At 67.6% G+C, this 24,922-nt stretch carries 25 protein-coding genes and 2 pseudogenes; 14 read left to right on the forward strand and 13 right to left on the reverse strand.

The genetic code is table 11. The features are described 5' to 3' along the window. Positions 1-24: 24 nt before the first annotated feature. Positions 25-1,521 (reverse strand): MFS transporter, encoded by a 1,497-nt coding sequence (locus ACIGKQ_RS08395; protein ID WP_396573163.1) that lies wholly within the window; start codon positions 1,519-1,521, stop codon positions 25-27. Positions 1,522-1,641: 120 nt separating this feature from the next. Here ACIGKQ_RS08395 and ACIGKQ_RS08400 point away from each other — a divergent pair, with 120 nt between their 5' ends. The 6 genes and pseudogenes from ACIGKQ_RS08400 (at position 1,642) to ACIGKQ_RS08425 (ending at position 5,050) form a co-directional block, all read left to right on the forward strand. Beyond that, on the forward strand, positions 1,642-2,115 hold the full coding sequence (locus ACIGKQ_RS08400) for a MarR family winged helix-turn-helix transcriptional regulator (RefSeq protein ID WP_396573164.1): 474 nt from the start codon (positions 1,642-1,644) through the stop codon (positions 2,113-2,115). 26 nt (positions 2,116-2,141) lie between these two features. Beyond that, a pseudogene (locus tag ACIGKQ_RS08405) lies at positions 2,142-3,012 on the forward strand (SDR family oxidoreductase). A gap of 42 nt (positions 3,013-3,054) precedes the next feature. Next, positions 3,055-3,450: a nuclear transport factor 2 family protein gene (locus ACIGKQ_RS08410; RefSeq protein WP_266063092.1), complete on the forward strand. Its 396-nt coding sequence runs from the start codon at positions 3,055-3,057 to the stop codon at positions 3,448-3,450. 75 nt (positions 3,451-3,525) lie between these two features. Next, positions 3,526-3,894 (forward strand): helix-turn-helix transcriptional regulator, encoded by a 369-nt coding sequence (locus tag ACIGKQ_RS08415; protein WP_266063093.1) that lies wholly within the window; start codon positions 3,526-3,528, stop codon positions 3,892-3,894. Further along, positions 3,872-4,396, forward strand: coding sequence for an SRPBCC family protein (locus tag ACIGKQ_RS08420; protein WP_396573166.1), 525 nt, complete (start codon positions 3,872-3,874; stop codon positions 4,394-4,396). Before ACIGKQ_RS08415 ends, ACIGKQ_RS08420 begins: the two co-directional genes overlap by 23 nt. Before the next feature lie 9 nt (positions 4,397-4,405). Then, on the forward strand, positions 4,406-5,050 hold the full coding sequence (locus tag ACIGKQ_RS08425; protein WP_396573330.1) for a dihydrofolate reductase family protein: 645 nt from the start codon (positions 4,406-4,408) through the stop codon (positions 5,048-5,050). Between the two features lie 131 nt (positions 5,051-5,181). Here ACIGKQ_RS08425 and ACIGKQ_RS08430 read toward each other — a convergent pair whose 3' ends face one another. After that, complete coding sequence (locus ACIGKQ_RS08430; RefSeq protein WP_396573168.1) at positions 5,182-7,164, reverse strand: alkaline phosphatase family protein; 1,983 nt, start codon at positions 7,162-7,164, stop codon at positions 5,182-5,184. Positions 7,165-7,198: 34 nt separating this feature from the next. Between ACIGKQ_RS08430 and ACIGKQ_RS08435 the strand changes: the two genes are divergently transcribed. Next, complete coding sequence (locus ACIGKQ_RS08435; protein ID WP_396573170.1) at positions 7,199-8,011, forward strand: MBL fold metallo-hydrolase; 813 nt, start codon at positions 7,199-7,201, stop codon at positions 8,009-8,011. 3 nt (positions 8,012-8,014) lie between these two features. Here ACIGKQ_RS08435 and ACIGKQ_RS08440 read toward each other — a convergent pair whose 3' ends face one another. Continuing rightward, a complete protein-coding gene (locus ACIGKQ_RS08440) occupies positions 8,015-8,758 on the reverse strand; it encodes a lysostaphin resistance A-like protein (RefSeq protein ID WP_396573172.1) in 744 nt (247 codons plus the stop codon). Beyond that, a complete protein-coding gene (locus ACIGKQ_RS08445) occupies positions 8,755-9,843 on the reverse strand; it encodes an NAD(P)H-binding protein (protein ID WP_396573173.1) in 1,089 nt (362 codons plus the stop codon). Before ACIGKQ_RS08445 ends, ACIGKQ_RS08440 begins: the two co-directional genes overlap by 4 nt. Positions 9,844-10,018: 175 nt before the next feature. Between ACIGKQ_RS08445 and ACIGKQ_RS08450 the strand changes: the two genes are divergently transcribed. The 3 genes from ACIGKQ_RS08450 (at position 10,019) to ACIGKQ_RS08460 (ending at position 13,130) form a co-directional block, all read left to right on the forward strand. Beyond that, the gene (locus tag ACIGKQ_RS08450; protein WP_396573332.1) at positions 10,019-10,834 is read left to right on the forward strand and encodes a sulfurtransferase; all 816 of its coding nucleotides are present in this window, start codon (positions 10,019-10,021) and stop codon (positions 10,832-10,834) included. A 67-nt stretch (positions 10,835-10,901) separates the two neighbouring features. Next, entirely contained in the window at positions 10,902-11,621 is a 720-nt protein-coding gene (locus ACIGKQ_RS08455; RefSeq protein WP_396573175.1) for a type 1 glutamine amidotransferase domain-containing protein, read from the forward strand. 51 nt (positions 11,622-11,672) lie between these two features. After that, a complete protein-coding gene (locus tag ACIGKQ_RS08460) occupies positions 11,673-13,130 on the forward strand; it encodes an esterase/lipase family protein (RefSeq protein WP_396573177.1) in 1,458 nt (485 codons plus the stop codon). Between the two features lie 16 nt (positions 13,131-13,146). Here ACIGKQ_RS08460 and ACIGKQ_RS08465 read toward each other — a convergent pair whose 3' ends face one another. The 7 genes from ACIGKQ_RS08465 to ACIGKQ_RS08495 all read right to left on the reverse strand — a co-directional run bounded on the left by ACIGKQ_RS08465 (position 13,147) and on the right by ACIGKQ_RS08495 (position 18,839). After that, entirely contained in the window at positions 13,147-14,025 is an 879-nt protein-coding gene (locus tag ACIGKQ_RS08465) for a siderophore-interacting protein (RefSeq protein WP_396573179.1), read from the reverse strand. Further along, a complete protein-coding gene (locus ACIGKQ_RS08470) occupies positions 14,022-15,122 on the reverse strand; it encodes a threonine aldolase family protein (RefSeq protein WP_396573180.1) in 1,101 nt (366 codons plus the stop codon). Before ACIGKQ_RS08470 ends, ACIGKQ_RS08465 begins: the two co-directional genes overlap by 4 nt. A gap of 137 nt (positions 15,123-15,259) precedes the next feature. After that, positions 15,260-15,724, reverse strand: a complete 465-nt coding sequence (locus ACIGKQ_RS08475; protein WP_396573182.1) for a hypothetical protein — start codon at positions 15,722-15,724, stop codon at positions 15,260-15,262. Between the two features lie 13 nt (positions 15,725-15,737). After that, complete coding sequence (locus tag ACIGKQ_RS08480; protein WP_396573184.1) at positions 15,738-16,862, reverse strand: molybdopterin-dependent oxidoreductase; 1,125 nt, start codon at positions 16,860-16,862, stop codon at positions 15,738-15,740. Next, positions 16,859-17,515 carry a methyltransferase domain-containing protein gene (locus tag ACIGKQ_RS08485; RefSeq protein ID WP_396573186.1) on the reverse strand — a complete coding sequence of 219 codons (657 nt, stop codon included), beginning with the start codon at positions 17,513-17,515 and terminating at the stop codon, positions 16,859-16,861. The genes ACIGKQ_RS08480 and ACIGKQ_RS08485 overlap by 4 nt, the downstream gene beginning before the upstream one ends. After that, complete coding sequence (locus ACIGKQ_RS08490; RefSeq protein ID WP_396573187.1) at positions 17,512-18,186, reverse strand: DUF2064 domain-containing protein; 675 nt, start codon at positions 18,184-18,186, stop codon at positions 17,512-17,514. The genes ACIGKQ_RS08485 and ACIGKQ_RS08490 overlap by 4 nt, the downstream gene beginning before the upstream one ends. Then, complete coding sequence (locus ACIGKQ_RS08495) at positions 18,183-18,839, reverse strand: glycosyltransferase family 2 protein (RefSeq protein ID WP_396573189.1); 657 nt, start codon at positions 18,837-18,839, stop codon at positions 18,183-18,185. The genes ACIGKQ_RS08490 and ACIGKQ_RS08495 overlap by 4 nt, the downstream gene beginning before the upstream one ends. Positions 18,840-18,952: 113 nt before the next feature. On the opposite strand from ACIGKQ_RS08495, the gene ACIGKQ_RS08500 reads away from it, so the two are divergent. The 3 genes from ACIGKQ_RS08500 to ACIGKQ_RS08510 are packed head-to-tail and all read left to right on the forward strand — an operon-like array spanning position 18,953 to position 22,137. Continuing rightward, on the forward strand, positions 18,953-20,338 hold the full coding sequence (locus ACIGKQ_RS08500; RefSeq protein ID WP_396573191.1) for a hypothetical protein: 1,386 nt from the start codon (positions 18,953-18,955) through the stop codon (positions 20,336-20,338). Between the two features lie 15 nt (positions 20,339-20,353). Beyond that, complete coding sequence (locus ACIGKQ_RS08505) at positions 20,354-21,055, forward strand: response regulator transcription factor (RefSeq protein ID WP_235724317.1); 702 nt, start codon at positions 20,354-20,356, stop codon at positions 21,053-21,055. Further along, positions 21,052-22,137, forward strand: a complete 1,086-nt coding sequence (locus ACIGKQ_RS08510) for a sensor histidine kinase (protein WP_396573193.1) — start codon at positions 21,052-21,054, stop codon at positions 22,135-22,137. Before ACIGKQ_RS08505 ends, ACIGKQ_RS08510 begins: the two co-directional genes overlap by 4 nt. Here the strand turns inward: ACIGKQ_RS08510 and ACIGKQ_RS08515 are convergent. After that, on the reverse strand, positions 22,117-23,160 hold the full coding sequence (locus ACIGKQ_RS08515; protein ID WP_396573195.1) for an NAD-dependent epimerase/dehydratase family protein: 1,044 nt from the start codon (positions 23,158-23,160) through the stop codon (positions 22,117-22,119). The two genes, ACIGKQ_RS08510 and ACIGKQ_RS08515, sit on opposite strands and share 21 nt — an antisense overlap. Further along, positions 23,157-23,987 (reverse strand): S-methyl-5'-thioadenosine phosphorylase, encoded by an 831-nt coding sequence (locus ACIGKQ_RS08520; RefSeq protein ID WP_235724314.1) that lies wholly within the window; start codon positions 23,985-23,987, stop codon positions 23,157-23,159. The genes ACIGKQ_RS08515 and ACIGKQ_RS08520 overlap by 4 nt, the downstream gene beginning before the upstream one ends. A gap of 173 nt (positions 23,988-24,160) precedes the next feature. On the opposite strand from ACIGKQ_RS08520, the pseudogene ACIGKQ_RS08525 reads away from it, so the two are divergent. Continuing rightward, a pseudogene (locus ACIGKQ_RS08525) lies at positions 24,161-24,620 on the forward strand (cupin domain-containing protein). Positions 24,621-24,922: the final 302 nt, after the last annotated feature.

Genomic DNA, 24,922 nt, shown 5'->3' on the forward strand with positions numbered 1-24,922 from the left:
AGGGGGAGCTCGTCGTACCAGTGCTCAGGTACGCGCCGCGGTCACCGTCTCGCTCGCCTCCGGGGCGGTCTGGTGGTCGGCCTTCTTGCGTAGGACCGGGATGAACATCGTGATGGCGACGCCGACGAATGCGGCGATCGCGCCGATCAGGAAGCACCACCGGAACGCCGAGTGGCTGGGCACATCGAAGGAACCGTAGGTGACGGTCGAGCTGGTCAGCACCAGTGCCATCACCGCGGAGGCACTGGTGGTGCCGATCGAGCGCATCAACCCGTTGAGGCCCACGGCTGCGCCGGCCTCGCGGATCGGCACCGAGTTCATGATCAACGTGGGCATGGCGGCGTAGCCGATGCCGACACCCGCCGAGCAGATGACCGAGGCCAGCGCGAGCTGCCAGGGCGCGTTCATCAGTAGGAAGGCGCCGAGGTAACCCATTCCGAGCACGGTGGCGCCGATGGCCATCGTGAACTTCGCGCCGATCGTGTTGATCAGCGTGCCCGAGACCGGCGCGAACACCAGCATCATCAGGCCACCGGGAGCCATCCACAGGCCGGCGGCGAGCAGCGTCTGGCCGAGGCCGCCCATCGCCACCGGGATCTCCAGCAGCTGCGGCATCACCACGGCCTGGGCCATCATGCCGAAGCCGATGGCGATGGCGGCGATGTTGGTGAGCAGCACGGCCGGGCGGGCGGTGGTGCGTAGGTCCACCAGCGGATCGGTATGGCGCAATTCGTAGGCGCCCCAGATCAGCAGCAGCACGAGACCGCCGAACAGCAAGCCCAACGTGCTGGCCGATCCCCAGCCCCAATCGTTGCCCTTCGATACGGCGATCAGGATGCCGGACAGGCCCAGCGCAAGACCGACGGCGCCGCCGATATCGAAGTGTCCGCCGTTGCTGTCGTCGATGTGCGGGACGAGTACCGCGACCAGCACGGTGACCACCAGGGCCAGCGCGGCCGACACCCAGAACAGTGCGCGCCAGTCGAATTCCTGGGCCACCCAGGCAGACAACGGCAGGCCGATCGCGCCGCCGACACCGAGCGTGGCGCTCATCGCGGCAACCGCCATCGACGTCAGCTTGGGCGGTGTGACCTCCCGCATCAGACTGATGCCGACCGGGATGAAGCCCATGGCCAGGCCCTGCACGGCTCGGCCCACGATCATCGGGATCAATGACCCGCCGAGCGCACAGATCAGCGACCCCACCACCAGCAGCATCGCGCTGCCGAGCATGATCCGCTGTTTGCCGAACATGTCGCCCAGGCGCCCTGCGATGGGCATGGCCACCGCCGCGGCCAACAGCGTGGCGGTGATGACCCAGGACGCATTGGAGATCGACGTGTCCAGCAGTCGGGGCAGTTCCGGCTGGATCGGGATCACCAACGTCTGCATCAAGGATGCGACGAGACCGCCGAAACACAGGACAGCAACCACCGCGATCGCGGCGCCGGTGTGCTTGTCGTCGGTCAACTCGGCGTCCACCGGGACGGCCGACTGCTCGCCGGATGGCGAAGTGCTCATGGGCTCCCTTTCCTCATTCGCAAGACTCCCCGAAACTGATGTGTAGCGTACATATGTACGATGCACATACCAACTCGTGGGTAGATTGCCAGGTGTCGTGACCGGGAGGGGATGTCGGATATGCCGGAAATCGGGGACGAGTCGGTGTGGCAGACGCCGCTCTACCAAGGGTTGGCCGAAGAGCTGCTCCGGATGAGTCGACGTAAGACCCATATCGTTCCCGGGGCCATGTTGGAGGCCTCGGCGTTCGCGATTCTGTGGACGCTCTCCGACGGCGCCCCGCGCACGCTGCGTGATCTCGCCGACGAACTCGATCTGGATCAGTCAACGGTCAATCGGCAGGTCAACGCGGCCATCAAGCACGGCCACCTGGAACGTTTCGAGGTGGCCGGTCAGGCGAGTCGGCTGATCCGGCCCACTGCATCCGGCGAGACGGCGTTCGAGCACGACGGACAGCTGCGTGCCGATCGGCTCCGGCGGGTGTTCGCCGACCTCGATCCCGGGACACCCGAAGCGCTGCTGCACGAGTTGCGCGCATTCAATGACGCCTACGAGCGCACCTACGCCCGCCAGCACGAAACTGCCCAGCGGTGACCGACACCGATCCGACCGGGCCTGAGGTGGCTTCCTCCGGCACCTACCTGGTAACCGGAGCCGCCTCTGGGATCGGCCTTGCCGTCGCGGATCGGCTGTGCGTCGCCGGGCACCGGGTGATCGGTCTGGATTTGCGTGACGTCGACGTGTGCGCGGATCTGTCCACCCCCTCCGGGCGGCGCGGTGCGGTCGAAGCGGTGCTCGCCTCGGCCGGCGGCCGGCTCGATGGTGCGGTTATGGCCGCCGGTCTCGGGCCCGCGAAAGGGCGTGAGGACAGCATCGTGGCGGTGAACCTGCTCGGTGTCATCGAACTGCTTGAGGGCCTCCGTCCAGCGCTCGCGGCCGCCACCGACGCAAAAGTGGTGGTGCTGGGCTCGAACTCGGCCGCCACGACCCCCTTTGTGCCACGACGTGCCGTACGTCTGCTGCTCGACGGTGACGACTAGCGTGCGATTCGCCAGATCCGGCGGCGCCGCGGCGTGGCGGCGCCGGTGGCCTATGCCGCATCGAAACTGGCGGTGGCGAGGTGGTGTAGGCAGCGCGCGGTCGCCGATGAGTGGGCCGGTGCGGGAATCAGGTTGAACGTGATCGCGCCCGGACCGGTATTGACCCCGCTGCTCCGTGCCCAGCTCGACAGCAGCACCGGTGCTCAGGTGCGGTCCTTCCCGGTCCCGATCCGGCAATACGGCACCCCGCACCAACTCGCCGACTGGATCACGATGATGCTCTCGCCGAGCGCGGATTTCCTCGTCGGCAGCGTGCTGACCGTCGACGGCGGAACCGATGCCTTGCTGCGGCCCGACGGCTGGCCGCGGCAGCTTCCGATGCGTGCTCTTCCGCGGATGTTGTGGACGATGTACCGTGCCCCCTCGGGACGGTCGTGTCGCACAGTATTGAGGGTGCGGTCCACCGGTCGGCATCACAGGCGAGAGGACGGGCATGTCCGCATTCCGGCAGGCGATAGACGCACGCGACATGGATACGGTGGAGCAGATGCTCGCCGACGACGTGGTGTTCCGAAGTCCGGTCGCATTCAAACCCTATGAGGGCAAAGCGATCACGAGCGCGATCCTACGCACCGTCGTCCAGGTCTTCGAAGACTTCCACTATGTGCGCGAGATCGGCGAGTCGGGTGGCCGTGATCATGCTCTCGTCTTCGAGGCCAAGGTCGACGGACTGGCCATCACCGGTTGCGACTTCCTCCGATTCGACGACGACGGCAAGATCGTCGATTTCATGGTGATGGTTCGTCCGTTGCGTGCCGCGGAAGCGTTGGCCAAACAGATGGGCGAGCGGTTCGAATCGATCGTCGAGATGGCCTCGCGTAGGTCCTGATCATTCTCGACGACATTCGACCGGCGTCGCTGCTGTAGACCTTTACATTTTCCGATATAGGAATATGATGGCTGCATGGCGCGAGCGGCGACGACCTCCGACGCATTCAATGCGATTGCCGAGCCGCAGCGTCGCGAGATCCTGATCCTGTTGCGCGGCGGCGAGCGGCCGGTGAGCGACGTCGCGCAGGATCTCGGCATGAGTCAGCCGCAGGCGTCCAAGCATCTGCGCGTGCTGCGGGAGGTCGGGCTGGTACAGGTTCGCGGCGCTGGAAAACAGCGCCTGTATGACCTCGACGCCCGAGGGCTGCAACCGGTTCGCGAGTGGTTGGGCGGTTTCGAACGGTTCTGGAACGAGAGCTTCGATCGGCTCGACGAGTACGTCCACGACCTGAAGCAGGCGCGAAGAGAGGGAGATTTCGATGACAGCGAACAACGAGGCTGACGCCGCCGAGATGACCGTCGACCGTGAGGTTGTGGTGTCGCGGATGATCAGCGCACCAAGGGAATTGGTATTCGAGGCGTTCACGCAGGTTCGTCATCTGTCCCGATGGTGGGGGCCGGACGGATTCTCCACCACCACCCGATCGTTCGAGTTCCGGTCCGGAGGAATCTGGGATTTCGTCATGCACGGGCCGGACGGGACCGACTACCAGGAGTGGATCACCTGGCAAGAGATCATTCCCTCCGAGCGAATCGAACTGCTGCACGGAGCCTTTCGCGATGATCCCGACGCCTTCACCTCAGTCCTCACCTTCGAACCGATCGGTGATCAGACCCGGATCGTGATGCGCACGGTGTTTCCCACCCGCGAACTCCGCGACGAGGCGGTGCAGCGCTATCACGCGATCGAAGGCGGCGAGCAGACGCTGGGCAATCTGGCGTCCTACGTCGACGAACTCGTCCGCGACGGTGCCGCCCCGAACGCTGTCACCGGGCGCGAGTAGGACAAGCGCATATCTCTGGTTCGGGTACACAACTTCTCGGTCTCACTCGACGGTTTCGGCGTCGGCGAAGGCCAACAACTCGACGCGCCGTTCGGCCACGCCGGACATCGTCTCATGCAGTGGGCGTTTCCCACGCGGACGTTCACCCAGATGGGCTTCCACGGTGAGGGCCCGGGCGATACTGGCGTCGACGAGGCGTTCGCGAGCCGGTGGGCTACCGACATCGGCGTCGAGATCATGGGGCGAAACAAATTCGGGCCGCAGCGCGGTGCCGACGAACAATGGCGCGGGTGGTGGGGCGACGACCCGCCGTTTCACACCCCGGTCATCGTGCTCACCCACCACCCGCGTCCGACACTGCAGATGGACGGCGGCACAAGCTTTCACTTCGTCGACGCCGCGCCCGCCGAGGCATTGGAGCGGGCCAGGGAACTTGCAGAGGGCAAAGATGTTCGAATCGGCGGTGGCACCACCACAATCCGCGAGTTCCTGGCCGCGGACCTGATCGACGAGATGCACATCGTCGTCGTGCCGATCCTGCTCGGCCGAGGTGAGTGGCTGTGGGATGACCTTGAGGGGCTCGATGAGAGGTTCCACATCGAACCGGTGTCGTCGCCGAGTGGGGTTGTCCATCTGACGTTTTCGCGGCGTTAGGTGTGAGCTCGGGTTGAGGTTCGGGGACGGGTGCGGCGGGTCTGGTCTCGATACGTCACTCGCCTAGCGGCTCGTGACTACTCGACCAGCGATATGGTTGTTGGCTCAGTGGGGAGCGACGCGGGTGGTGGCTACTCGGCCGGCGATTGGGCGTCGCGCCAACCGGTCAGCACCGCGTGGACGGCTTCGGCGCCGTGCAGGGGATCGGGTGGGTGCGGGAGGTCTTTCGGGAACAGCAGGAACGGTGTGCTCTGCGGGCCGCCCATCCCGCCGTGCGAGCCTACCTGTTCCTCGAAGGCAGCGACCTCGTCGGTCTCGGGCCAATAGGCGCCACCGACCATGATGTCTGCGACATTGTCGAATGTATCTGTGCGCCGGATCTTCTCGAGTGCATCCGGGCCGAACCCGCGCAGCGGGTCGGTGCCGGTGACCGCCCCGGTGGCCACGTCGACCGAACCGTCGGCGCCGAGCACCACCGACCCGCCGCCGGGCACAGCAACCAGCAGGAAACCGACCCCGGGGTGGCCGCATAATCCAGCGAGTAAACCTGGATAGGCGTCCTCGATCGACTCGGTATCGGCGCGGCCGTCGATGCGCGGGAAGCTGATCAGGCCCAGGTTCCCGGAACCCAGCACAACCGGTCGATCAGACGGCGGGGACACGTCGGTCTTCTCACCCGCAGAACCCATACTGGCCGAGGCATAGAGCCGCCCCTCGGCATCGGCCTGCGCCGAGAGGTCTTCGGACTCCGGCCGTTCGGGATCGCCACACAGCCGGTTGACCAGCTGTGCCAGACTCTCGCCGTAGCGCCGACTGAAGGTGGCGCCCTGACTCTGCCCGTGATCGGACAGCAGCACAACCCGGTAGTCGCGGTCGGCCTGTTCCACGGTGGCCAACAGCAGTCGGATGGTCTCGTCGATCTTCGTCAGCACCGCAAGGGTTTCCGGCCGCGAAATACCCGAGTGATGCGACACCTCGTCGTAGCCGATCAGGTCCGCGTAGATGATGCTGCGACCGTCGATGAGATCGCGGACCACCGCGGCCACCGTGATGTCGTTGGCCACCACGGTGGTGAAGGCCCGCACGAACGGGTAGACGCCGCCGCGTCGGACCCGTGGCCGGATGTCGCGCCGCCGTTGATGAAACCCCTGGCGCAGTTCGCGCTGGATCTCGGCGATCATCCGCACCACTGTGCGCAGTGCGCTCGACGGGTCGAAGAAGTACGACGCGTAGCCGGCGCCGCCGCCGAGTCGGGCGCCCCGCATCCGGCTGACCACCAGCACGTTGTCGTCGGCGCCGCCGGTGAACAGGTTGCCGCGGCTGGCGCCGTCGAACGCCAGCAGCCCCGGTCGGTCGGCGCGTTCGGCCTCGCGTTGTTCGTTGTCGCGGGGGTTGCTGAACACCGCAACGGTGCCGGTGGTCTTGTCGTACCAGCGAAACGCGGGGACGTTGTGGTTGCAGCCGTGCAGGATGCCCAGTTGGGACGCACCGGTCTGGCTGCTCCAGTCGGTGTGCCAGGGCACCAGCCGGTGGGTGTCGCGGACCAGCTTCGCCATCGTGGGGGTGACCCCATCGGCGATGGCGCGCCGCAGCACGCCATGACCGAGGCCGTCGATCTGTAGGCACAGCAGACCCGGAGTGGTGGTGGCCGGTACCGAGGTGCGCCGGCGGAAACGTTGCCGACGCACCTGCATGATCCGGTAGGAGGTGTCCGAGCGGGATGCGATCACACCACCGACCACGGAACTGAACACCGAGAGCAGCGCGGCCATCACGAACAGGTCGAATGTGCGGTCCACGCTGGCGACCGGCACGAGGATCATCGACAGCATCAGCAACAGCCCGCCGGCCAAAAAGACCGCGACGAACAGCATCACCGGTCCGATCCATGCCATCGCGCGCACCACCAGCGGCCACAGGATCGCGTTGAGCAGACCGAACACCAGCGCCAACGCCAACGCCGCCGGCAGCGTGGTCGCCCGGCCGTCCACCACGACCGTGTCGAGGGTGACCCCACCGAAGACGGCGTCGAGAACCAACAGGGCGAGTGCCGAGATCAGCCACAAGACGATGAGTTCGACGACGATGCCGACGACTCGGGCGGTGCTGCGCATGGCGTCCTTTCGATTGCCCTGCGATGGTAATGGCATGAGCCATCCCGGCGACGACCCTGCGACCCGCCGCGATACCCGCCCGGACTCCGAACTGCGCTGGCTGGGTCATGCGAGCACTCTGGTCGTCGATCGGCAGACCACCGTGCTGACCGACCCCATCCTCACCGGACGGGTTGCCCATCTGCGGCGGCGACGCGGCCCCATTCCGAGCGACCCCGACGTTCGTGCTCCCGATGTGGTGCTGTTGTCGCATCTGCACGCCGACCACACGCACCTGCCGTCCCTGCGGCTGCTCGGTCAGGACGTGCCGATCGTGGTGCCGCGCCACGCGCCCGACGTACTCCCGGCCTTGCGGGCCGTCGGGGGTCGGCTCATCGAGGTCGTGGCGGGCGACGAGATCACGATCGGTGGGTTGGGGATACGGGCCGTGCCCGCCGATCACGACGGCAGGCGATGGCGTCGCGGGCCGGCCGATACCGTCGCGCTCGGCTATGTGATCAGCGGGCAGCGGACGACCTACTTCGCCGGCGACACCGACCTCTATCCCGATATCGGCGACTGGGTTCCCCACTGTGACCTCGCGCTGCTGCCGGTTGGCGGTTGGGGGCCGAACCTGGGGCCCGGGCACATGAACCCGACGCGGGCGGCCGAAGCAGCCGAGATCGTCCATGCCGGACTGGCCATTCCGGTGCACTTCGGGACTCTGTGGCCGATCGGACTCGAACGTGTGCGGCCGGACCGCTTCTTTCGGCCGGGCGCGGACTTCGTATCACTCTTAGCGGACAACGCGGTGGCCGCCATCGAGCTGCAACCGGGTGAAGGGATCGATCTGGGCGACTCCTCGTGACACTCACGTACCGAAGATCGGCGGCAGACAGAACAGGATGATCGCGCCCCAGATCACGTGGGTACAGATCGGCGCGAGGACCCCGTCGGTCGCGCGCCGCAACACCGCGCACACCGAGCCCAGCACGAGGGCGGCGAATCCGAGCATCACGTTGCCGCTGGCGAGGGTGACGACCGCGTAGAGCAGCGTCGACCAGATCAACGGTTGATGCCTCTGCACCGCCGAATACACCGCGCCCCGGAAGAAGATCTCCTCGGCCAGACCGTTGCCGAGGGTGATCGCAGTGATCAGCACCACGCTGCCCTCGTCGCGGAACGCGAGCACGTTGCGCACCAGGGAGGCCAGCACCTCGATTTCGCGGGTGATGAGCGCGCCCAGGACGAAGGCGGCACTCACGGCGAGACCCACCGCGATGCCGAGTGCGGCCGCACCGACTGCAGACGCCGACCCGGTCGACGACTTCGGCGACGTCTCGGACTCCGGCGGTCGCCACCCGAACCGCCCCAGCCGGATCGGCCCCGACAGAAACCCACCGATCAGCCAGGCGGCCGCCAACGCGATCGTCATCGGGACAAAGGATGCAGCCCCCGGTTCGGCGGACAGCGAGAAACCCAGGATGATCGCCCCGATCACCACGAAGACGGCGACGACGATCCGCCGGCGCCGCAACGCACCGGGGTCGTCGCGCTTAGTGCCGGGAGCGGGCTCGGTCAGTCGCTGGGCGAAGGTCGTGAGGTCGGCAGTCATCCTGTCAGCAGGGATACCATGCTTTGCGCTACTCGTCCCGTCGACGACATCGTCGTGGACACCGTGGAACCGATCATGCGGCGCACCCGCATCACATCTCCGCCCGCCCACATGGGGTCGGTCTCGGCCAGATGATGCAGATTCGACAATTCGCAAACCGGCCGGGGTGCGGGACTGCGCACGGCCGCGGCGATGGCCTTGCGCATAGGGGTCAGGCCGCCGGGCAGCGCCGGCACGATCTCGCGGATCGTGTGTTCGGACGCGGCCATCGGCTGATCCAGCGAGGTCACCAGGTCTTCGGTCAGCGACGTCGGTACCGGCACGATGCGTCCGGCGACCTTGCCGACCAGCCGCGTACTCACGTCGGGGAAGGGGAGGCGCAGCCGAGGTTGCCCGATGGCCCGCAGATACTCGGTGAGGACCTCGCCGTAGCGGACGCCCTCATCGGGGCCGGCGATGTCGTAGGCGCCGGCCGGGACCTCGGGCCGTGCAACAGCGGTCAGATAGTGCAGCACATCGCGTATGGAGATCGGGTCCATCGGGTTGCGGGTCCACCCCGGTTCCGGGATCACCGCGAGTCGGTCGGCGACGTAACGGATGATCTCGAACGAGGTGGACCCGGCACCCAGGATCACCGCGGCCCGCAACCACACCAGGTCGGCGCCGCCCGGGATGTTGAGCGCATCGGCGGCGTCGGCGCGACTGCGTAGATGCGGCGACAGGCGGTTGCGGTCGACGTCGGGAACAAACCCGCCGAGGTAGATGATGCGGCGAACCGACGCGTCGCGGGCGGCCAACGCCACGTTGTTCGCCGCGCGCACATCGGCATCGTCGAAGTCGTCCTGACCGATGCCGTGCACCAGGTAGTAGAGGGCGTCGATCTGGCCGGCGACCTGCAGCGCATCGTGCGCCGACCATTGGTCGTCGGCATTCATCTCGACGGCGGTCACGTCGTCGTACCAGCTGAACTGCCGCAAGGATGCGGTCCGCCGGCTGCTGACCACCACCTCGTGTCCGGCCGCGAGCAGCGAGCAGACCAGCCGCGACCCGACATATCCGGTCGCGCCGGTGACGAACAGTCTCATCGAACTCCCCCTGAGCATGATCTCTGCCGGTTGTTCATACCCCGACGCTACGAGGTTCAACCCCGACGCGTCGCGCATGCGCGCCGGGGTGCAACACGATCGCGACGGCGATCACGGCGAGGTAACGCCGGTCGCGCGACGCGGCATCGTGGTCGGCAGTGACAAGATCGACGCCATGCTCATCAGTGTGGACGAACTCACCGAAGCGATGCTCTCCGACCGGCCGCCGGTGATCCTCGACGTGCGGTGGCAGCTCGGTGACAGTCACGGTCACGAGCACTACCGCGACGGACACATCCCGGGTGCGGTGTACGTCGATCTCGACCGCGAACTCGCCGCACCTCCGTCGCCGGAGGGCGGGCGCCATCCGCTGCCCGATATCGCCGACCTGCAGGCCGCGGCCCGGCGTTGGGGGATCGACGACTCGTCGCCGGTGGTAGTCTACGACGACATCGGAAATCTTGCGTCGGCGCGGGCATGGTGGTTGCTGCGGTGGGGTGGGCACCACGACGTCCGGATGCTCGACGGTGCCCTCGGTGCGTGGCGTGCCGCCGGCCTTCGCGTCTCTGCCGGCGACACGACGCCTCGCGCCGGGTCGGTGACACTCGACGCGGGACACCTGCCGGTGGCGGAGATCGATGACGTGGCAACGACATCGGCGATCCTCGTGGACGCGCGCGCCGCCGAGCGATACCGAGGCGAGGTGGAGCCGGTCGATCCGCGCGCAGGTCATATCCCGGGCGCCATCAGCGCACCCACGGCTGCCAACCTCGGTCCCGATGGTCGGTTCCTATCCGCCGACGAACTCCGGGAGCGGTTCGTGGCCTTGGGAATCGGCGACGACGACGAGGTGATCACCTATTGCGGCTCGGGGGTCAACGCCGCCCATGCCGTCGCGGCGTTGCAGATCGCCGGGCGGACCGCGGCGTTGTACCCGGGGTCGTGGTCGCAGTGGTCGGCGAGTCCGTCTCGTCCGGCCGAGACCGGGTGACGCCCCGGCGATCGTGAGTACCGTGGGGAACATCGGAGCGCCACAGACGAGACCGAAGGAGGCCGACATGGCACAGACGGTGCTGTTCGTGATGACCGGATCCGACCACTGGACCCTGAAGGACGGAACGCGCCACCCCACCGGGTTCTGGGCCGAGGAGGCGGTGGTCCCGCTCGAAACCTTCGTCGATGCGGGCTATCAGGTGACCGTGGCCACGCCAGGCGGGGTCCGGCCACCCGTGGACGAGGGCAGTCTCAGCGCGCAGAGCGCCGGTTCCGAAGAGGCGGCCGCGCACTATCGGGATGTCATCGACAACGCGCCCGAGCTCCAGAAGCCGATCGCGTTGGCCGACGTGAAGGTCTCCGACTACGACGCGGTGTTCTTCCCGGGCGGGCACGGACCGATGGAGGATCTCGCCACCGATGCCGACGCGGCCGCCGTGCTGACCGCGGCGATCGGTGATGATGTTCCGCTCGGCATCGTGTGCCACGGTCCCGCAGCGTTGCTGTCGGCCAGTGATGCCAACGGCGAGAGCGTATTTGCCGGTCGCACGGTCACCGCATTCACCAACGCCGAGGAGCAGCAGGCCGGCCTTGCCGAACAGGCGCCGTGGTTGTTGCAGGATCGACTCACCGAAGCCGGACTGAAGGTGATCGCCGGTGACCCGTGGGCCCCGCACGTGGAGACCGACGGCGCCCTGTACACCGGCCAGAACCCGGCATCGTCGGCTCCGTTGGCCCGGGCCATCGTCGAGCGATTGGAACAAGGACAGTCGGTCGTCTCCTGACCGGAGTCGAACGGGCTAAGGCAACGAACCGGCGAGCCGGAAGGAGTTGCGGTGGCCACCATTCGTCACGGTGACCTCGTCATCGAGGTTCCCGATGATCTGTCACCGGACGAGGTCGCGGTGCGCGACCTCCCCGACGACGATCCGCTCGCGCAGGCGCTTTCCGCCGCTGACGATCTCGCGCTGGTGCACAAGGTGACAATCACAATCGACCGACCGCTGATCCGCACCGTCGAGGCGTCGACGTCGGGGCGGCCTGTCGCCCCACTGCTTCGCGTGCGGTCGGTCGGCGACGGGGACGTGCTGCTGTGTGAACGCGGCGGATGCTACTCGTGGGCCACGCATCGTGGCACACCGCCGGACGACGACCACGTCAGCGCAGTGCGGCCGACGGTGTTCGACGAACCGCGGCGCGGCGAGCCCGAGCTGAGTATCCGTCTCGCCGCAGTAGGTAGCGCGGTGCCAAACACGATGCAGGTGTTCGGCATTCGACTTCAGCGGCCGATGACCGGCGACGTGGTGGCTGCGTTGGAATCGCGGATCGTGCGGCCCTCGCTGGTCGAGATCGCCGATTCCGATCCCCGTACCTGGATGCCGATCCGCCCCGCGGACGTCGGTTTCGGTTCCGGAACCAACCGAGTGGTGCTGTTGGTCCACGGCACGTTCAGCACCACCCGCACCGGCTTCGGCTGGCGGGAGACGGGCTGGCGTGCGGTGCTCGACGACCTGATCGGCGCCGAGGACACGACCGTGCTCGGCTTCACTCACCGCACCCTGAGCGAGGATCCCGAGCAGAATGCCCGGCAACTCGTCGCGTTGCTCGACCAGTTGCGGGCCGATCGGATCGATCTCGACATCCTCACCTACAGTCGCGGCGCGCTCGTCGCGCGCAGCGCCATCGAACTGGTCGGCCTGCCCGTCGGCGTCGTAGTCCGTGACGTGACCATGCTGGGCGGGCCGAATGCCGGAACGTTGCTGGCCGACCGCAGCAACTGGTCGACGTTGCTCGACCTCTACACCACCCTGCTCGCCGACGTGATCCGTCGATTCGCCGGTGCCGCCGGAGGTGCTGCGGCGCAACGGGTGCTGACGCTGATCTTTGCGGTGGTGAAGGGCATCATCGACCAGGCTCTCGATGCCGAGCAGGTGCCCGGGCTGGCCGCCATGACGCCGGGGTCGGCCTTTCTGGACCGGCTCAACGCGGGTTCGGCTCCGGACGGCGGGGTGACGTACTCGACGGTCGTCACCGACTTCGAACCGAGCGAGGTCGCCGACATGCCGCAGCAACTCAGCGCGGCACTGGCGCGGATCGCCGACGAGGTGGTGGATCCACTGATGGGTGATGCCGCCAACGATCTGGTCGTCGACGTCGGCAGTATGTCACGCGTCGACGGCGCGGACCTCGCGACCACCGACATCTATAGGATTCCGAGTTCGTCCGGCACACATCATCTTTCGTATCTGCTCACCGACGAGTCGTTGCGCGTCGTGGCACAGCTCCTCGATTGAGACCCGCTCGCGGCAACTACAGACCGCGTTGTTCGAGCGCCTCATCGAACTCCTCGGCGGCGGCCTTCTCACCCTTGCCGGCAGCGATCGCGCCTTGATAGACGGCGAACAACTCGTCACCGTGTGCGGCGTACCGACGCGACCAGTCCTCGCCGTTGGACCGCCAGTAGCCGATGGTGTCGTAGCTGTCCCGCCCCCAATGGTGTTCGTTACGTAGCCACTTGCGCACCGCGCGGGACTCTGCGGCCTCGCCGGCGAACCAGCAGTAACCAGGTCCGGCCGGAAGTGTCAGGCGCCGCATCGTTTCCCCCAGCACACTCGGTCCGATCCCGTTGCCACTGCCGGGGACGGGCACGAGGTCTGCGTCATGGTCGACGTCGTCCAGGTAGTCGAGTTCGATGGCAGCGGGTACCTCGACGACCGCGATTGTCTGTGTGGTTTCGTTGTCCTCCTGCAGAATCCGCGCCAATGCGGGAAGTCCGGCGAGGTCGGCGGCCAGCAGTCGCCACTGGGTGGGCGGAGGTCGGTACCAGCCGCGGGCATGCGCCATCACCACCTGGTGGCCTGGCTCGGCGCGTTGCGCCCATGCGGTGGCCGGCCCGTGGGAGTGGACGACGAAGTCCACCGTCATCGTCCCGGTGTCGTGATCTATGGCGCGCACCGAATAATTGCGTGCCTCGGGGGCCGACTCCGGATCGTGGTAGCCCCAGACGCCGTCGGGGCACTCCATATCGGGTGTGGCCGTTTCGCCGGGAAGCGGGAAATAGATGCCCACCGCTTCGTCAGGGTCACCGGGCAAGGCGAGGCGGGCCAGGTCGGGGACGTGGAATTGCACCCGCCGTAGCCGCGGGGTCAGGTCGGTGGTCGCGGCGACACGCGCCGTGGAGTGCGTCATGAGTCCTGCGGGCTGTCGGTTGCAGTGGTCGTCGTGAGGTCGTCGATGGCGGAGAGAAGTCCATCGACTGCGTGGACGGTGGTGGCATGCGAGGTCACCAAGCGGGCAACGCCGGGTGCGGGGATTCCGTGATGGAAGACGTACCCCTGTGTGGTGAGGCCGTCGACGACCCGCTCGGGGAGCGCGCAGAACACCAGGTTCGCCTGCGCGGCACCCTGGACCGTGACACCGGAGGTCGTGCGCAGTCCGGATACCAGCCGCTGGGTCATCTCGTTGGCGTGTCCCGCGTTCCGCAACCACAGGTCGTCGGCCAGGTAGGCCAGCACCTGGGCCGACTCGAAACGCATCTTGGATGCCAACTGGCCGCCACGTTTGACCCGGAATCGGAGTTCATCGTGCAGGGTGGGGTCGAACGCGACGATGGCGTCGGTGGTCATCCCGCCGTTCTTGGTGATGCCGAACGAAAGGATGTCGACACCACTGCGCCAGGTCATCTCGGCCGGTGACACACCGAGGTGGACGAGCGCATTGGCGAAGCGTGCACCGTCCATGTGTATCCGCAGGCCGGCGTCACGGGCGATCGTGGTGAGAGTGCGGATCTCGTCGAGCGAGTACACCGAGCCGGTCTCGGTGGCCTGCGTCAGGCTGAGCACTTGCGGTTGCGCGCTGTGCACATCGCCGACGCGGTGCCGAACCGCGCGATGCAGCTCGTCGGGATCGATTTTGCCGTCATCGCCATCGAGGAGTACGAGTTTCGCTCCGCCGCTGAAGAACTCGGGCCCGCCGCATTCGTCGACCTCGATGTGTGCGCTGCGATGGCACAGAATCGACCCCCACGGACGCGTGAGCGCCGACAACGCAAGGGAATTGGCAGCCGAACCGGTGGACACACAGTGCAGGTCGATCTCGGTCTCGAATACCTCGGACACCCGCTCGGCCGCCGATGCGGTCTCCGAGTCGTTGCCGTAGGCCAGATGTGCCTGCGCCGATACCGCCACCACCGCGTCGACGATCTCGGCGCTGGTACCGGCGGCGTTGTCGCTGGCAAACATCATCGCCGGCGGAGTCCCGTGACTGGTCACACTCGCTGTACCCATCGCGCCCAGTGTATCGATCTGCACTCGGTCGCTGAGGAGGGCTGGAGCTGGCGGAAGCCCGCGGGTGTTGGGCCCTTCGTGACGCTCGCTCGTTCCTCGCTCGCCCTCAGGGGGCAGGGGGGACGCTCGTTGGCTCGTCAGGGAGCAGGGGGCGTGAACAGCGCGGGGTCGGGGACAGGCCGCAGACTCTCGCCCCTGTGGCGCAACCAGGTGGCTGCCCCGAACACCGTCACCCACACCGCGACGAGGACGATGGTCAGGCCGAGCCCGAAGTTGCGGTCCAGCATGGTGCTGTTGTCGATCTGATCGTCGGCGGGACGGGGGGCGATCACCGGCAGCGCCAACAGGATGAGCACATTCGTCAGACCCAACGCGATCAGGAGTGTGCGGCTCCACCACACCGGAAGACGATCCCGCAGCAGCCACGAGACGCCGAGCGCGATGGGTGCCAGGACTGCGTCGTGGGCGAACAAACCGATCGCCAGCCAGACCACGACAGACAGGCGATCGGCCGGCGTCAGCTCCCACAGCAGCCATCCGCCGTAGCCACACGCTGCGATCCCGCAGGCCACCAGGATGATTCGCGCCGATCGCTCGATCACTGCACCGCGCCCATCACAGCACCTCGATCCGCGACACCCACTTGGTCTGCATCACGCCCGGCAGGTTCGGGGCGATGAGACGGGCGGGGTAGCCGTGATCGATGTCGAGTGTCTCGCCGTTGAGCTGCAACGCCAGCAGCGTCAACGGGTCCTGCGACTGAGCCGTGGGCAGGGTGCTGACCGCATACAGTCCACGCTCCAGTGAGATCACCCGGATACCGTGTGCGCCGGTGGCGCCGACCAGTTCGGCGAGGTCAACCAACCGCACTCCCGTCCACGTCGCGCCGACGCTCCACCCCTCAACACACGCGATCGGCAGGCCGACGGTGTGCTGGGGAAGCGCGCGCAGCTCGGCCGAGGACAACTCCCGATCGGCGCCGACGCCGCTGATGCGCAGGCGGTAGTCGCCGGCGGTGGCCGCCGAGATGACTCCGGCGGCCTCGGCGGTGCGATTGATCGGCAGGCCTTGCGGGCCGTCGCCGCTGCGCGGGGCGAGGAAGGCGACCGGCCGCAGCAGAGGGATGGTCTGGCCTGCGAACGCCAGCGCGCTCAGACCGCCGGCCACCCAGGTCAGGTTGAGGAAGCCGCGCCGCGTGAGCCCGGACGGTCCGCGACGCTGTGCCGGCGGCCTGGAATCGACCGGTCCGTCGAGCGCGGTCCGGATCACCGGCATTTTCACCGCGATGTGGATGGCCAGCGCACCGATTGCCACGTAGGCCATCGCATAATGTGCCGTCGGGAAGAAGAACGACCATGGATACCACTGAGCGATGTTGAGCAACCCGGTGAGCAATTGGAAGATCCCGGCCGCCACCAGAACCGCGATCGACGCACGTTCCAGGGCGCGTGCCGGCGACCCGATCAGTGGCCGGTCGAACAGCTTCGGATACACCACGGCGAGCTTGGCCAGCAGCAGCGGGATCGCGACACACCCCGAGATCACATGCACCCCTTGGGTGACGCGGTAGAGCCAGACGGGTCGGGAGATCCACTCGAACCACGACGGTGGATGCTGGATGCCGTGGCTCAACAGTCCCGTGGCAAAGCAGATGCCGAAGCTGATGCCCAGCGCCACACCGATCCGTGCGGTGACCCGCGGGCTACGGACGCCCGCTGAGTCGTCGTCGGTGGCGGTCACGGCCGGATCATCTCCACCACTTGGCGCCCGGCATGCTCCCAGGTGCCCAGGATCGTCAAACCGCATCCGTGACAAAGACTCTCGGCGCCCAGCAAGCCGATCCGTGCCCACGGGAACCAGGTGCTGGCGTAACTCTCGCCTTCCACCCGCACTTCCTCGTACTCGATGTGTTCTACCGCCGGGTCGATCTCGACGAGCACCGTCCCACCGGGCCGGATGAGCGCAGCGGCGCGGGTGAGCACCCGATCGGGTGCACCGCCGATGCCGATGTTGCCGTCGATCAGCAGGGCGGTGGTCCATCGCCCCTCGCCGGGCAGCGGGCCGTGGATGTCACGGTGCAGCACCGTCACCCCGCGGGCACGCGCCATGGCCACCGCCACCGTGGAACTGTCGACGCCGAGCGCGATGAGACGTCGGGTGACCAACTCGTCGACCAAACGTCCCGGCCCGCAGCCGAGGTCGATCGTCGCGCCGTGACACCGGTCGGCAACCAGCGTGTCGAATTGCCGGTCGAGATCGTCAGCCGCGGAGTCTGTGTCGCACCAGCGGTGCACCGGCCACTGCTGCGCCGAACCGTCGGTGCGGCGCAGCACGGTGTGCCGTGACGCGAACATCGCGTCGAACGGATTCGGCACTCCCGCCGAAGTGGTCATCGCACTGCTCCGAGAAGTTCGGCTGTACGGGCGAACTCACTGGTGTCCGGACATTCCCGGACCACGTCGGCGATGTCGGTGGGAAGATCCACATCTGTCATCGGGTCGAGCAGGGCGACGGTCAATCCGGCGTGGCGTAACGCGGCCTGGGTTGCGATGCCGGTGTCCGGACGCGACATCGTGACGGTCGACAATGCCCGGGCCCCCCGGCCCAGTGCGGTGCCGAACGCCCACCACCCACCGTCGTCGGCGATACCCAGAACACAGCGTCGGGCGCGCGGCTCGAGTCGCCGCAGCGCGCTGCGCAGCTGGTCGGCCCGCACCTGTGGCGTATCCATCCCGATCTGGATGACTCGCTGTGCACCGGTGTCCGCGGCATCGAGATGGGCGTTGACCAGTCGCTGAGCGAACCCGTCGCCACGCTGGGTGATGAGCGTGCACCCGCTGAGCGCCTCGATGAGGTCGGCGCTGCGCACCGCGTCGGCGAGCCGGCCGGTGAGCGCCACGATCACCGAGGCCCCGGCCACTCCACGAGCGGTGCGGACGGTGTCGAGCAGGGCGGCGGCGGCCAGGGTGGCTGCGCCGACGTCACCGAACTCGCCGGCCAGTCGGGTCTTGGCGAGGCCGGGCACCGGCGCCTTGGCGACGATGAGTACTGCCGCGCTGCTCATCGCAACACCACCAGGAAGTCCCGCGCGGCCCGCGCCGACCCCCGGATGGACCCGGACACCTTGGACTCACCGGCGGTGCGCACGGTGTAGCGCACATCGCGTTCCACGACCCGCAGGCCGTGCTGCCCGGCGCGGAGCAGCAGCTCGACGGGGTATCCGCTGCGACGATCCCGGACATAGAGTTCGGCAAGCGTGTCGCGGTGGATGGCGCGCATGGGCCCGATGTCGTGGATGGGCAGACGATGGCGTCGGCGCAGGTAGGCGGCGACGGCCGCCGAACCCGCGCGTGCATGCAGCGGCCAGGTCCCGGTGTGGTCGGGGCGGCGCCGCCCGACGGCGAGGTCGGCGCCGCGATCGAGTTCCTCGACCAGGATCAACAGCTCCTGCGGGTCCATCGAACCGTCGCCGTCGATGGTGCACACCACCGGCCGACGGGCGGCGGCGACGCCGGCACCGACCGCGGACCCGTAGCCGGGTTCGGGCTCGTAGATCACCGTCGCGCCGGCCGCCCGCGCCACCGCGGAGGTGTCATCGTCGGAACCGTTGTCGACCACGATGCTCTGCACGCCGTCGGGAACCCGGGCCAGCACATCCGAGATGGACCCGGCCTCGTTCCGGCAGGGGATGATCACCGCGATCTCGCTGGCATTCACCCTGTCCACGGTAGGAGCGGGACGAGTGGAGCGACAGGGTTTCGGTGATGACAGAAGTGTGACGGGTTGAGCGTCGACGCCCGCCGACGGTGTGAAACCAATAGCGTTGCAGCATGGCCGACACGGTGACCGAGGACGAACGGGAGGGGCACAACGGCGCAGACGTTGCCGCGCCGCGTCCTGTTCGCCTGCGTCGCGACATCGTGAGTGTCTGTATCGCAGTGCTTCTGGTGTCCGTTGCCGCCCTGGTGCCACTGGTGTTCGACCGAACGCTGCTGGCCCGGATCTTCGCCGAGGCGCCACCGCTGTTCGCGTACTGGATGCCGCATACAGGTCCGGGTACCGTTCCGGCGATCGTGATCGCGGTACTGGCGGTGGTGGCCATGCCGGCGTTGGCGCAACGACTGTCCTGGGTATGGCTATACGCGGTGACCTGGGCCTGGGCGCTGGCGTGGACGGTGAGTCTCGCGCTGATCGATGGTCCACAGCGTGGCTACGCGGGACGGTTGGAGCGACCCGACGAGTACCTCTCGGAGGTGTCCGGCGTGGCGAGCATCCCGACGATGCTGCGGGAGTTCGCCGACCGCATCGTCGACGGTCAGCCCGATTCGTGGACGACGCATGTGTCCGGACACCCGCCCGGCGCGTTGCTGAGCTTCGTGGTGCTCGATCGGATGGGTCTCGGCGGCGGGGCCTGGGCGGGTACCTGGTGCATCGTGACCGGTACCAGTGCTGCGGTCGCCGTGCTGATCGCCGTGCGACGACTCGGTGACGAACGATGGGCACGACGATGCGCACCGTTTCTGGTGCTGTTTCCCGGCTGGGTGTGGGTAGGCGTCTCGGCAGACGGCTACTTCATGGCGGTCGCGGCATGGGGCGTGGCCCTGATCGCGGTGGCCGCGACCGAACGTGGCTGGCGACGAGCACTGTGGGCGACGGTGGCGGGCGTGCTGCTCGGTTTCGGGATCTTCCTCAGTTACGGACTCATCCTGGTGGGGGTGGTGGCGCTGGCGGTTCTGCTCGCCGCCCGGACCGCGCGTCCGCTGCCGTGGGCGTGTGCCGGTGCGCTCATCGCGGTGGTGGCGTTCTGGGCCAGCGGATTCTGGTGGCTCGACGGCTATCACCTGGTTGTCGAGCGGTACTACCAGGGCATCGCGAGCGATCGGCCGTTCGCGTACTGGGGCTGGGCCAATCTGGCGGCCACCCTCTGCGTACTCGGTCCGGCGGCTGCGGCCGGAGTCGGGCGCGCATTTCGGTGGCCACCGCGACGGATGTGGCACAGTGCGCCCACGGTGTTGTTGCTCGGTGGGCTCGCGGCCATCGTGATCGCCGACCTCAGCGCGCTCAGCAAGGCGGAGACGGAACGGATCTGGTTACCGTTCTCGCTGTGGGTGATGGTCGGTACCGGACTGCTGCCGATCCGGCATCAGCGAATCTGGTTGGTGCTACAGGCAACCCTGGCGCTGCTCGTCAACCATCTGCTGTTGACCTATTGGTGAGTCGAGAGGTGGGTGATGGTGCGCATACTCGTGGCCGACGACGACCGGGTGGTCGCCGACGTCGTACGGCGTTATCTGCAACGCGACGGAATGGAGGTGACGGTGGTGGACACCGGTGCCGCGGCACTTGCCCACATCGCCGCCGAGCCCATCGATCTCGCCATCCTCGACGTGATGATGCCCGAGGGCGACGGCATCGAGGTGTGCGAGACGATCCGCGCCGGCCGCCACGCCGACCTGCCCGTCATCATGTTGACCGCGCTCGGCGAAGCCGACGACCGTGTCGCCGGGCTCGAATCCGGCGCCGACGATTACGTGGCGAAACCCTTCAGCCCCCGCGAACTGAGCCTGCGGGTGCAGTCGGTGTTGCGGCGGGCACGGGCGAACCACACCGCGCCGGCGGCGTCGATCACCGACGGCGAGATCTCGGTGGACCCGGCGTCCTGTGCCGTGTTGGTCGGGACGCGTGAGATCTCGACCACCAAACGCGAATTCGATCTGTTGGAGTTCTTCGTCGCGCACCCGGACGCGGTATTCACGCGCGAGGAACTGCTCGACCGGGTGTGGGGGTGGACGTTCGGCGACATCTCGACGGTCACCGTCCACGTCAAACGGCTGCGCGCCAAACTCGGTGCGGCGGCACGGATCGAGACGGTGTGGGGTCGCGGGTACCGATGGAACGCGGCGCCGGCGCCGCGAGAGCGGAGCAACAGGTGAACACCGAGACCCTACGCATCTTCGCGGTGGCGCTGGCGATGACGGCGCCGATCGCTGCGGCGGGCGCCGCCGTGATCTATCTCATCCGGGGAATGTCGTTGCGTGCCAACATGGTCGCCATCATCCTGGTGCCGTTGGCGGCCACCTTCACCGCGATCTTCGGGGTCAGCGGGTTCATGTTCACCGACGACAGCTCACGAGTGGTCGCGGTGCTCGCGGCAGTGGCGTTGGTGACCGCACCGCTCGCCCTGCTGCTCGGCCATCTGCAGGCCAAACGCACCGTGTGGGAACGGCAGATGCGAGCACAGGAACGTGCGGCCGAACATTCGCGTCGCGAGCTGATCGCCTGGGTCAGCCACGACCTGCGGACGCCGCTGGCCGACATCAAGGCGCTGGCGGAGGCACTGTCGGATCATGTGGTGACCTCGCCGGACGAGATCGCCGAGTTCGCCCGCGAGATCGACACCAACACGATCCGGTTGTCGCAGATGGTGGACGACCTGTTCGAGATGTCCCGCATCAACTCCGGTGCGATGACCCTGGAGTTGGAACCGATCGACGTTCGTGAGGTGGTCGACGAGGTGACCACCGCGCTCGGCGGCGCCGCCCGTCGCGCGGACATCTCCCTCGGCGTCATCGCGCCAGGCGTCCCGGTGGTGGCCACAGCGAGCTCGTCGGCACTCTCCCGCGTCCTGACCAATCTGGTCGTCAATGCCATTGCCCACACCGGCCGGGGTGGGTCGGTGGATCTGGTGGTAGCCGACCTCGGCGCGAGCGTGTCGATCGCCGTGGACGACGACGGCTCCGGAATCCCCGACGAGGACCTGCCCCGGATCTTCGAGGTGGCCTACCGGGGCACCACGTCGCGGAGTCCGGTCAACGCCGACGGTCTGCCCGTCGGCTCCGGTATGGGTCTGGCGATCGCCCGCGGCCTGATCGAGGCGCACGCCGGCGAGATCGTCGCGGCCAACACCGAACGGGGCAGTCGATTCGAGGTGGTGCTGCCCCACACACCACGCGCACCGCGTGCGGATATGTCGGTTCGCGCCGAACTCGGCCGGTCAGCGCGCCGCATCACGTAGCGGCGCCGTCGCGAACTCGGCGAGGCCCTCGTCGGGGCCGATGCGCGCGGTGAAACCCAGCGTCTCCCGTGCCCGGGTCGGATCGGCGACGATGTGCCGGATGTCGCCGGGACGCACCTCACCGGTCACCACGGGAGTCGGCCCGGTGATGCGACGCGCCAACACATCGGCCACCGCGCCGATCGAGATCGGTTGTCCCGAACACACATTCAGTTCGGAGAAACCGTCGGTGTGCGCGGTGATCGCCATGGTGTTCGCCCGTGCCACGTCGTCGACGTGGACGAAATCGCGCATCTGGCCGCCGTCTTCGAACACCAGCGGGGCCTGCCCGGCGGCGAGTCGCGAGCGGAAGATCGACGCGACTCCCGCGTACGGGGTGTCCCGCGGCATTCCCGGTCCGTACACGTTGTGGTAGCGCAACGCGACCACTGCACCGCCGGTCGCGATGGACCACGCACGCGCGTAATGCTCTTGGGCCACTTTGCTCGCCGCATACAGACTGGTGGGGCGCAGCGGTGCGTCCTCACCGGTCAGTTCCCAGGAGATGAGCTGCCCGTCCTTGGTGTGATACTCGAAATCTCCGGCGTCGGTGCGGGCCGGATCGCGGACTGGGAGCTGCTCGACCCGACTACCGTCGGCTGCCCGCAACCGACCAGAGCCGTAAACCACCATCGACGACGCCAGAACGAGCCGGCCACACCCGGCGCGATGCATCGCCGCCAGCACGGCCGCGGTGCCGAGGTCGTTGTGTCGAGCGTACAGCGGTGCATCCGAGGCGGTGACGCCCATCCCGACCATCGCCGCCTGATGGCACACCACGTCGACGCCGTCGAGTAGGTCGGCGATCGCGTCGACGTCGGTCACATCCACCTGCGTCACCCCGTCCGGGGTGAGCGGCCGGCGGCCGTGGGCCTCGGCGATCATTGCGTCGACGGCCACGGTGTCGATGTCCTGCTCGCGCAACTGACCGACGATGCGTGACCCGATGAATCCGGCTGCGCCGGTGACCAGAACCCGGGTCACGAGATCTCCGCGAGCACGGCGTCCACATCGTGATCACCTGTTGCGCAGGGGCAGTGGGTTGACACATCGATTGTGCGGATCGCGTCGAGCAGCAGGCCGGCGAATGTCGGCAGATTTCGGGAGAACTCGGCGAACACCTCCGCCGCGGTCACCCCATCGCCTTCGGACACGCCGGCGTCGAGATCGGTGACCAGGCAGGCATTCGCGTAGCAGATCTGCAGTTCGCGAGCCAACGCCGCCTCGGGGTGCCCGGTCATGTTGATGACCGACCAACCCTGGGCGGCATACCAACGACTTTCGGCGCGCGTGGAGAACCGTGGGCCGTCGATCACCACCAGCGTGCCGCCATCGACCGCGTCCGACCGGGTCATCGCCGCTCGCAGCGCAGGGCAGTAGGGGTCGGCCAGCGACACGTGGATCGGCCCGTGCGAGTGGCCGGTTGGTAGCCGATCGAAGAAGGTCTGGGCGCGTCCTCCGGTACGGTCCACCAGCTGATCCGGGACGATCACCGTGCCCGGCCCGTTGTCTGGCTGCAGCCCGCCAACTGCGGATGCGCTGAGGATGCGGCGAACGCCCACCGACCGCAGCGCCCACAGGTTCGCCCGGTAAGGGACGGTGTGTGGCAGGTATTCGTGGCGCGCGCCGTGGCGGGGGAGGAAGACGATGCGCCGACCGTCGAGGGTGGCCTCGGTCAGGACCGCCGACGGATCGCCGAAGGGGGTCTGGACACGATGCTCGACGACGTCGTCGAATGCCGCCTCCTCGGCCAACCACGAATAGAAGCCCGAACCGCCGATGACCCCGATCGCTGCGTCTCGTTCGACCATGCAGCCATCATCACCGAGGAACTCCGGTCGGGGGCGCAGATTGGCACGACGGTCACACTTTCGTCACCGGCCGGGCTGTGGTTGCCGGTGGCGTGGCCGCGGACTTCGCACAGCGACCGGGCAGGTTGTCCGAACACGGTGAACGCGCCCGGTGCGCGCGGTACCTTTCGACCATGCTGCGATCCCTGCGCGTTCTCGCCGGACTGTGCGTGGTTGCGGCGCTCTCCGGTGTCGGCACCTCACCCGCGCTCGCCACACCGTCGTCGGGGATCTCCGCGGTGACGGTGGCAGAGGGGGACGTCCCGGCCGGACTGCTGCCGTTCGTTCCCGACGGCGTCCATGTGGCCGTGCGAGAGATCACGATCGCTCCGGGTGGCACCACCGGCTGGCACTATCACGACGGCGACCTGGTCGGGCTGGTGCGATCGGGGACCCTGACCCACCCCCGGCCCGGACTGTGTCCCGACGATCTACGGGCCCGGGGCGATCATCGAAGAGCCGCGCGGTCAGCAGAACACGCATGAGGGCGAGAATCTCGGCGACGTGCCCGTGGTGCTCGACGTGCTCTATCTGATCCCGCTGGGCAAGCCGTTGTCGGAGGACGCGCCGGCGCCGCCGTGCGCGCAACCGTAGTCGGCGCGAGTCACGGGAACTGACGGCGCGAACCGGGAACATTCGCGAACTCCGGCAACGTCCTACTCTCGTTCGGCCGATGGGCCGGACCCCAACCGGGTCTACGAGAGGAACACCAACGATCATCGCCATCTACAACCTGGGCATCGCCATCTGGAATCTGGTCGTGAGCATCATCTGAGCCCAGCCGGCCCGTCGGGTGACGTTGGACGCCCGGCCACGCGAAATGCGCCCCACAATAGCGCCCCTACCAGCACGTTCGTGAACACAGTGTTTGCGAACGCGCTCTGCGGGGTGCTTCT

Origin of the sequence: Gordonia sp. NPDC062954, assembly GCF_044543825.1 — a bacterium.
GTDB classification, from domain to species: Bacteria; Actinomycetota; Actinomycetes; order Mycobacteriales; family Mycobacteriaceae; genus Gordonia; species Gordonia tangerina.

Coding starts and splice junctions, on each gene's coding strand:
- ACIGKQ_RS08395 (WP_396573163.1), bottom strand. CDS start 1,521: ATGAGCACTTCGCCATCCGGCGAGCAGTCGGCCGTCCCGGTGGACGCC.
- ACIGKQ_RS08400 (WP_396573164.1), top strand. CDS start 1,642: ATGCCGGAAATCGGGGACGAGTCGGTGTGGCAGACGCCGCTCTACCAA.
- ACIGKQ_RS08410 (WP_266063092.1), top strand. CDS start 3,055: ATGTCCGCATTCCGGCAGGCGATAGACGCACGCGACATGGATACGGTG.
- ACIGKQ_RS08415 (WP_266063093.1), top strand. CDS start 3,526: ATGGCGCGAGCGGCGACGACCTCCGACGCATTCAATGCGATTGCCGAG.
- ACIGKQ_RS08420 (WP_396573166.1), top strand. CDS start 3,872: ATGACAGCGAACAACGAGGCTGACGCCGCCGAGATGACCGTCGACCGT.
- ACIGKQ_RS08430 (WP_396573168.1), bottom strand. CDS start 7,164: ATGCGCAGCACCGCCCGAGTCGTCGGCATCGTCGTCGAACTCATCGTC.
- ACIGKQ_RS08435 (WP_396573170.1), top strand. CDS start 7,199: ATGAGCCATCCCGGCGACGACCCTGCGACCCGCCGCGATACCCGCCCG.
- ACIGKQ_RS08440 (WP_396573172.1), bottom strand. CDS start 8,758: ATGACTGCCGACCTCACGACCTTCGCCCAGCGACTGACCGAGCCCGCT.
- ACIGKQ_RS08445 (WP_396573173.1), bottom strand. CDS start 9,843: ATGAGACTGTTCGTCACCGGCGCGACCGGATATGTCGGGTCGCGGCTG.
- ACIGKQ_RS08450 (WP_396573332.1), top strand. CDS start 10,019: ATGCTCATCAGTGTGGACGAACTCACCGAAGCGATGCTCTCCGACCGG.
- ACIGKQ_RS08455 (WP_396573175.1), top strand. CDS start 10,902: ATGGCACAGACGGTGCTGTTCGTGATGACCGGATCCGACCACTGGACC.
- ACIGKQ_RS08465 (WP_396573179.1), bottom strand. CDS start 14,025: ATGACGCACTCCACGGCGCGTGTCGCCGCGACCACCGACCTGACCCCG.
- ACIGKQ_RS08470 (WP_396573180.1), bottom strand. CDS start 15,122: ATGGGTACAGCGAGTGTGACCAGTCACGGGACTCCGCCGGCGATGATG.
- ACIGKQ_RS08485 (WP_396573186.1), bottom strand. CDS start 17,515: ATGACCACTTCGGCGGGAGTGCCGAATCCGTTCGACGCGATGTTCGCG.
- ACIGKQ_RS08490 (WP_396573187.1), bottom strand. CDS start 18,186: ATGAGCAGCGCGGCAGTACTCATCGTCGCCAAGGCGCCGGTGCCCGGC.
- ACIGKQ_RS08500 (WP_396573191.1), top strand. CDS start 18,953: ATGGCCGACACGGTGACCGAGGACGAACGGGAGGGGCACAACGGCGCA.
- ACIGKQ_RS08505 (WP_235724317.1), top strand. CDS start 20,354: ATGGTGCGCATACTCGTGGCCGACGACGACCGGGTGGTCGCCGACGTC.
- ACIGKQ_RS08520 (WP_235724314.1), bottom strand. CDS start 23,987: ATGGTCGAACGAGACGCAGCGATCGGGGTCATCGGCGGTTCGGGCTTC.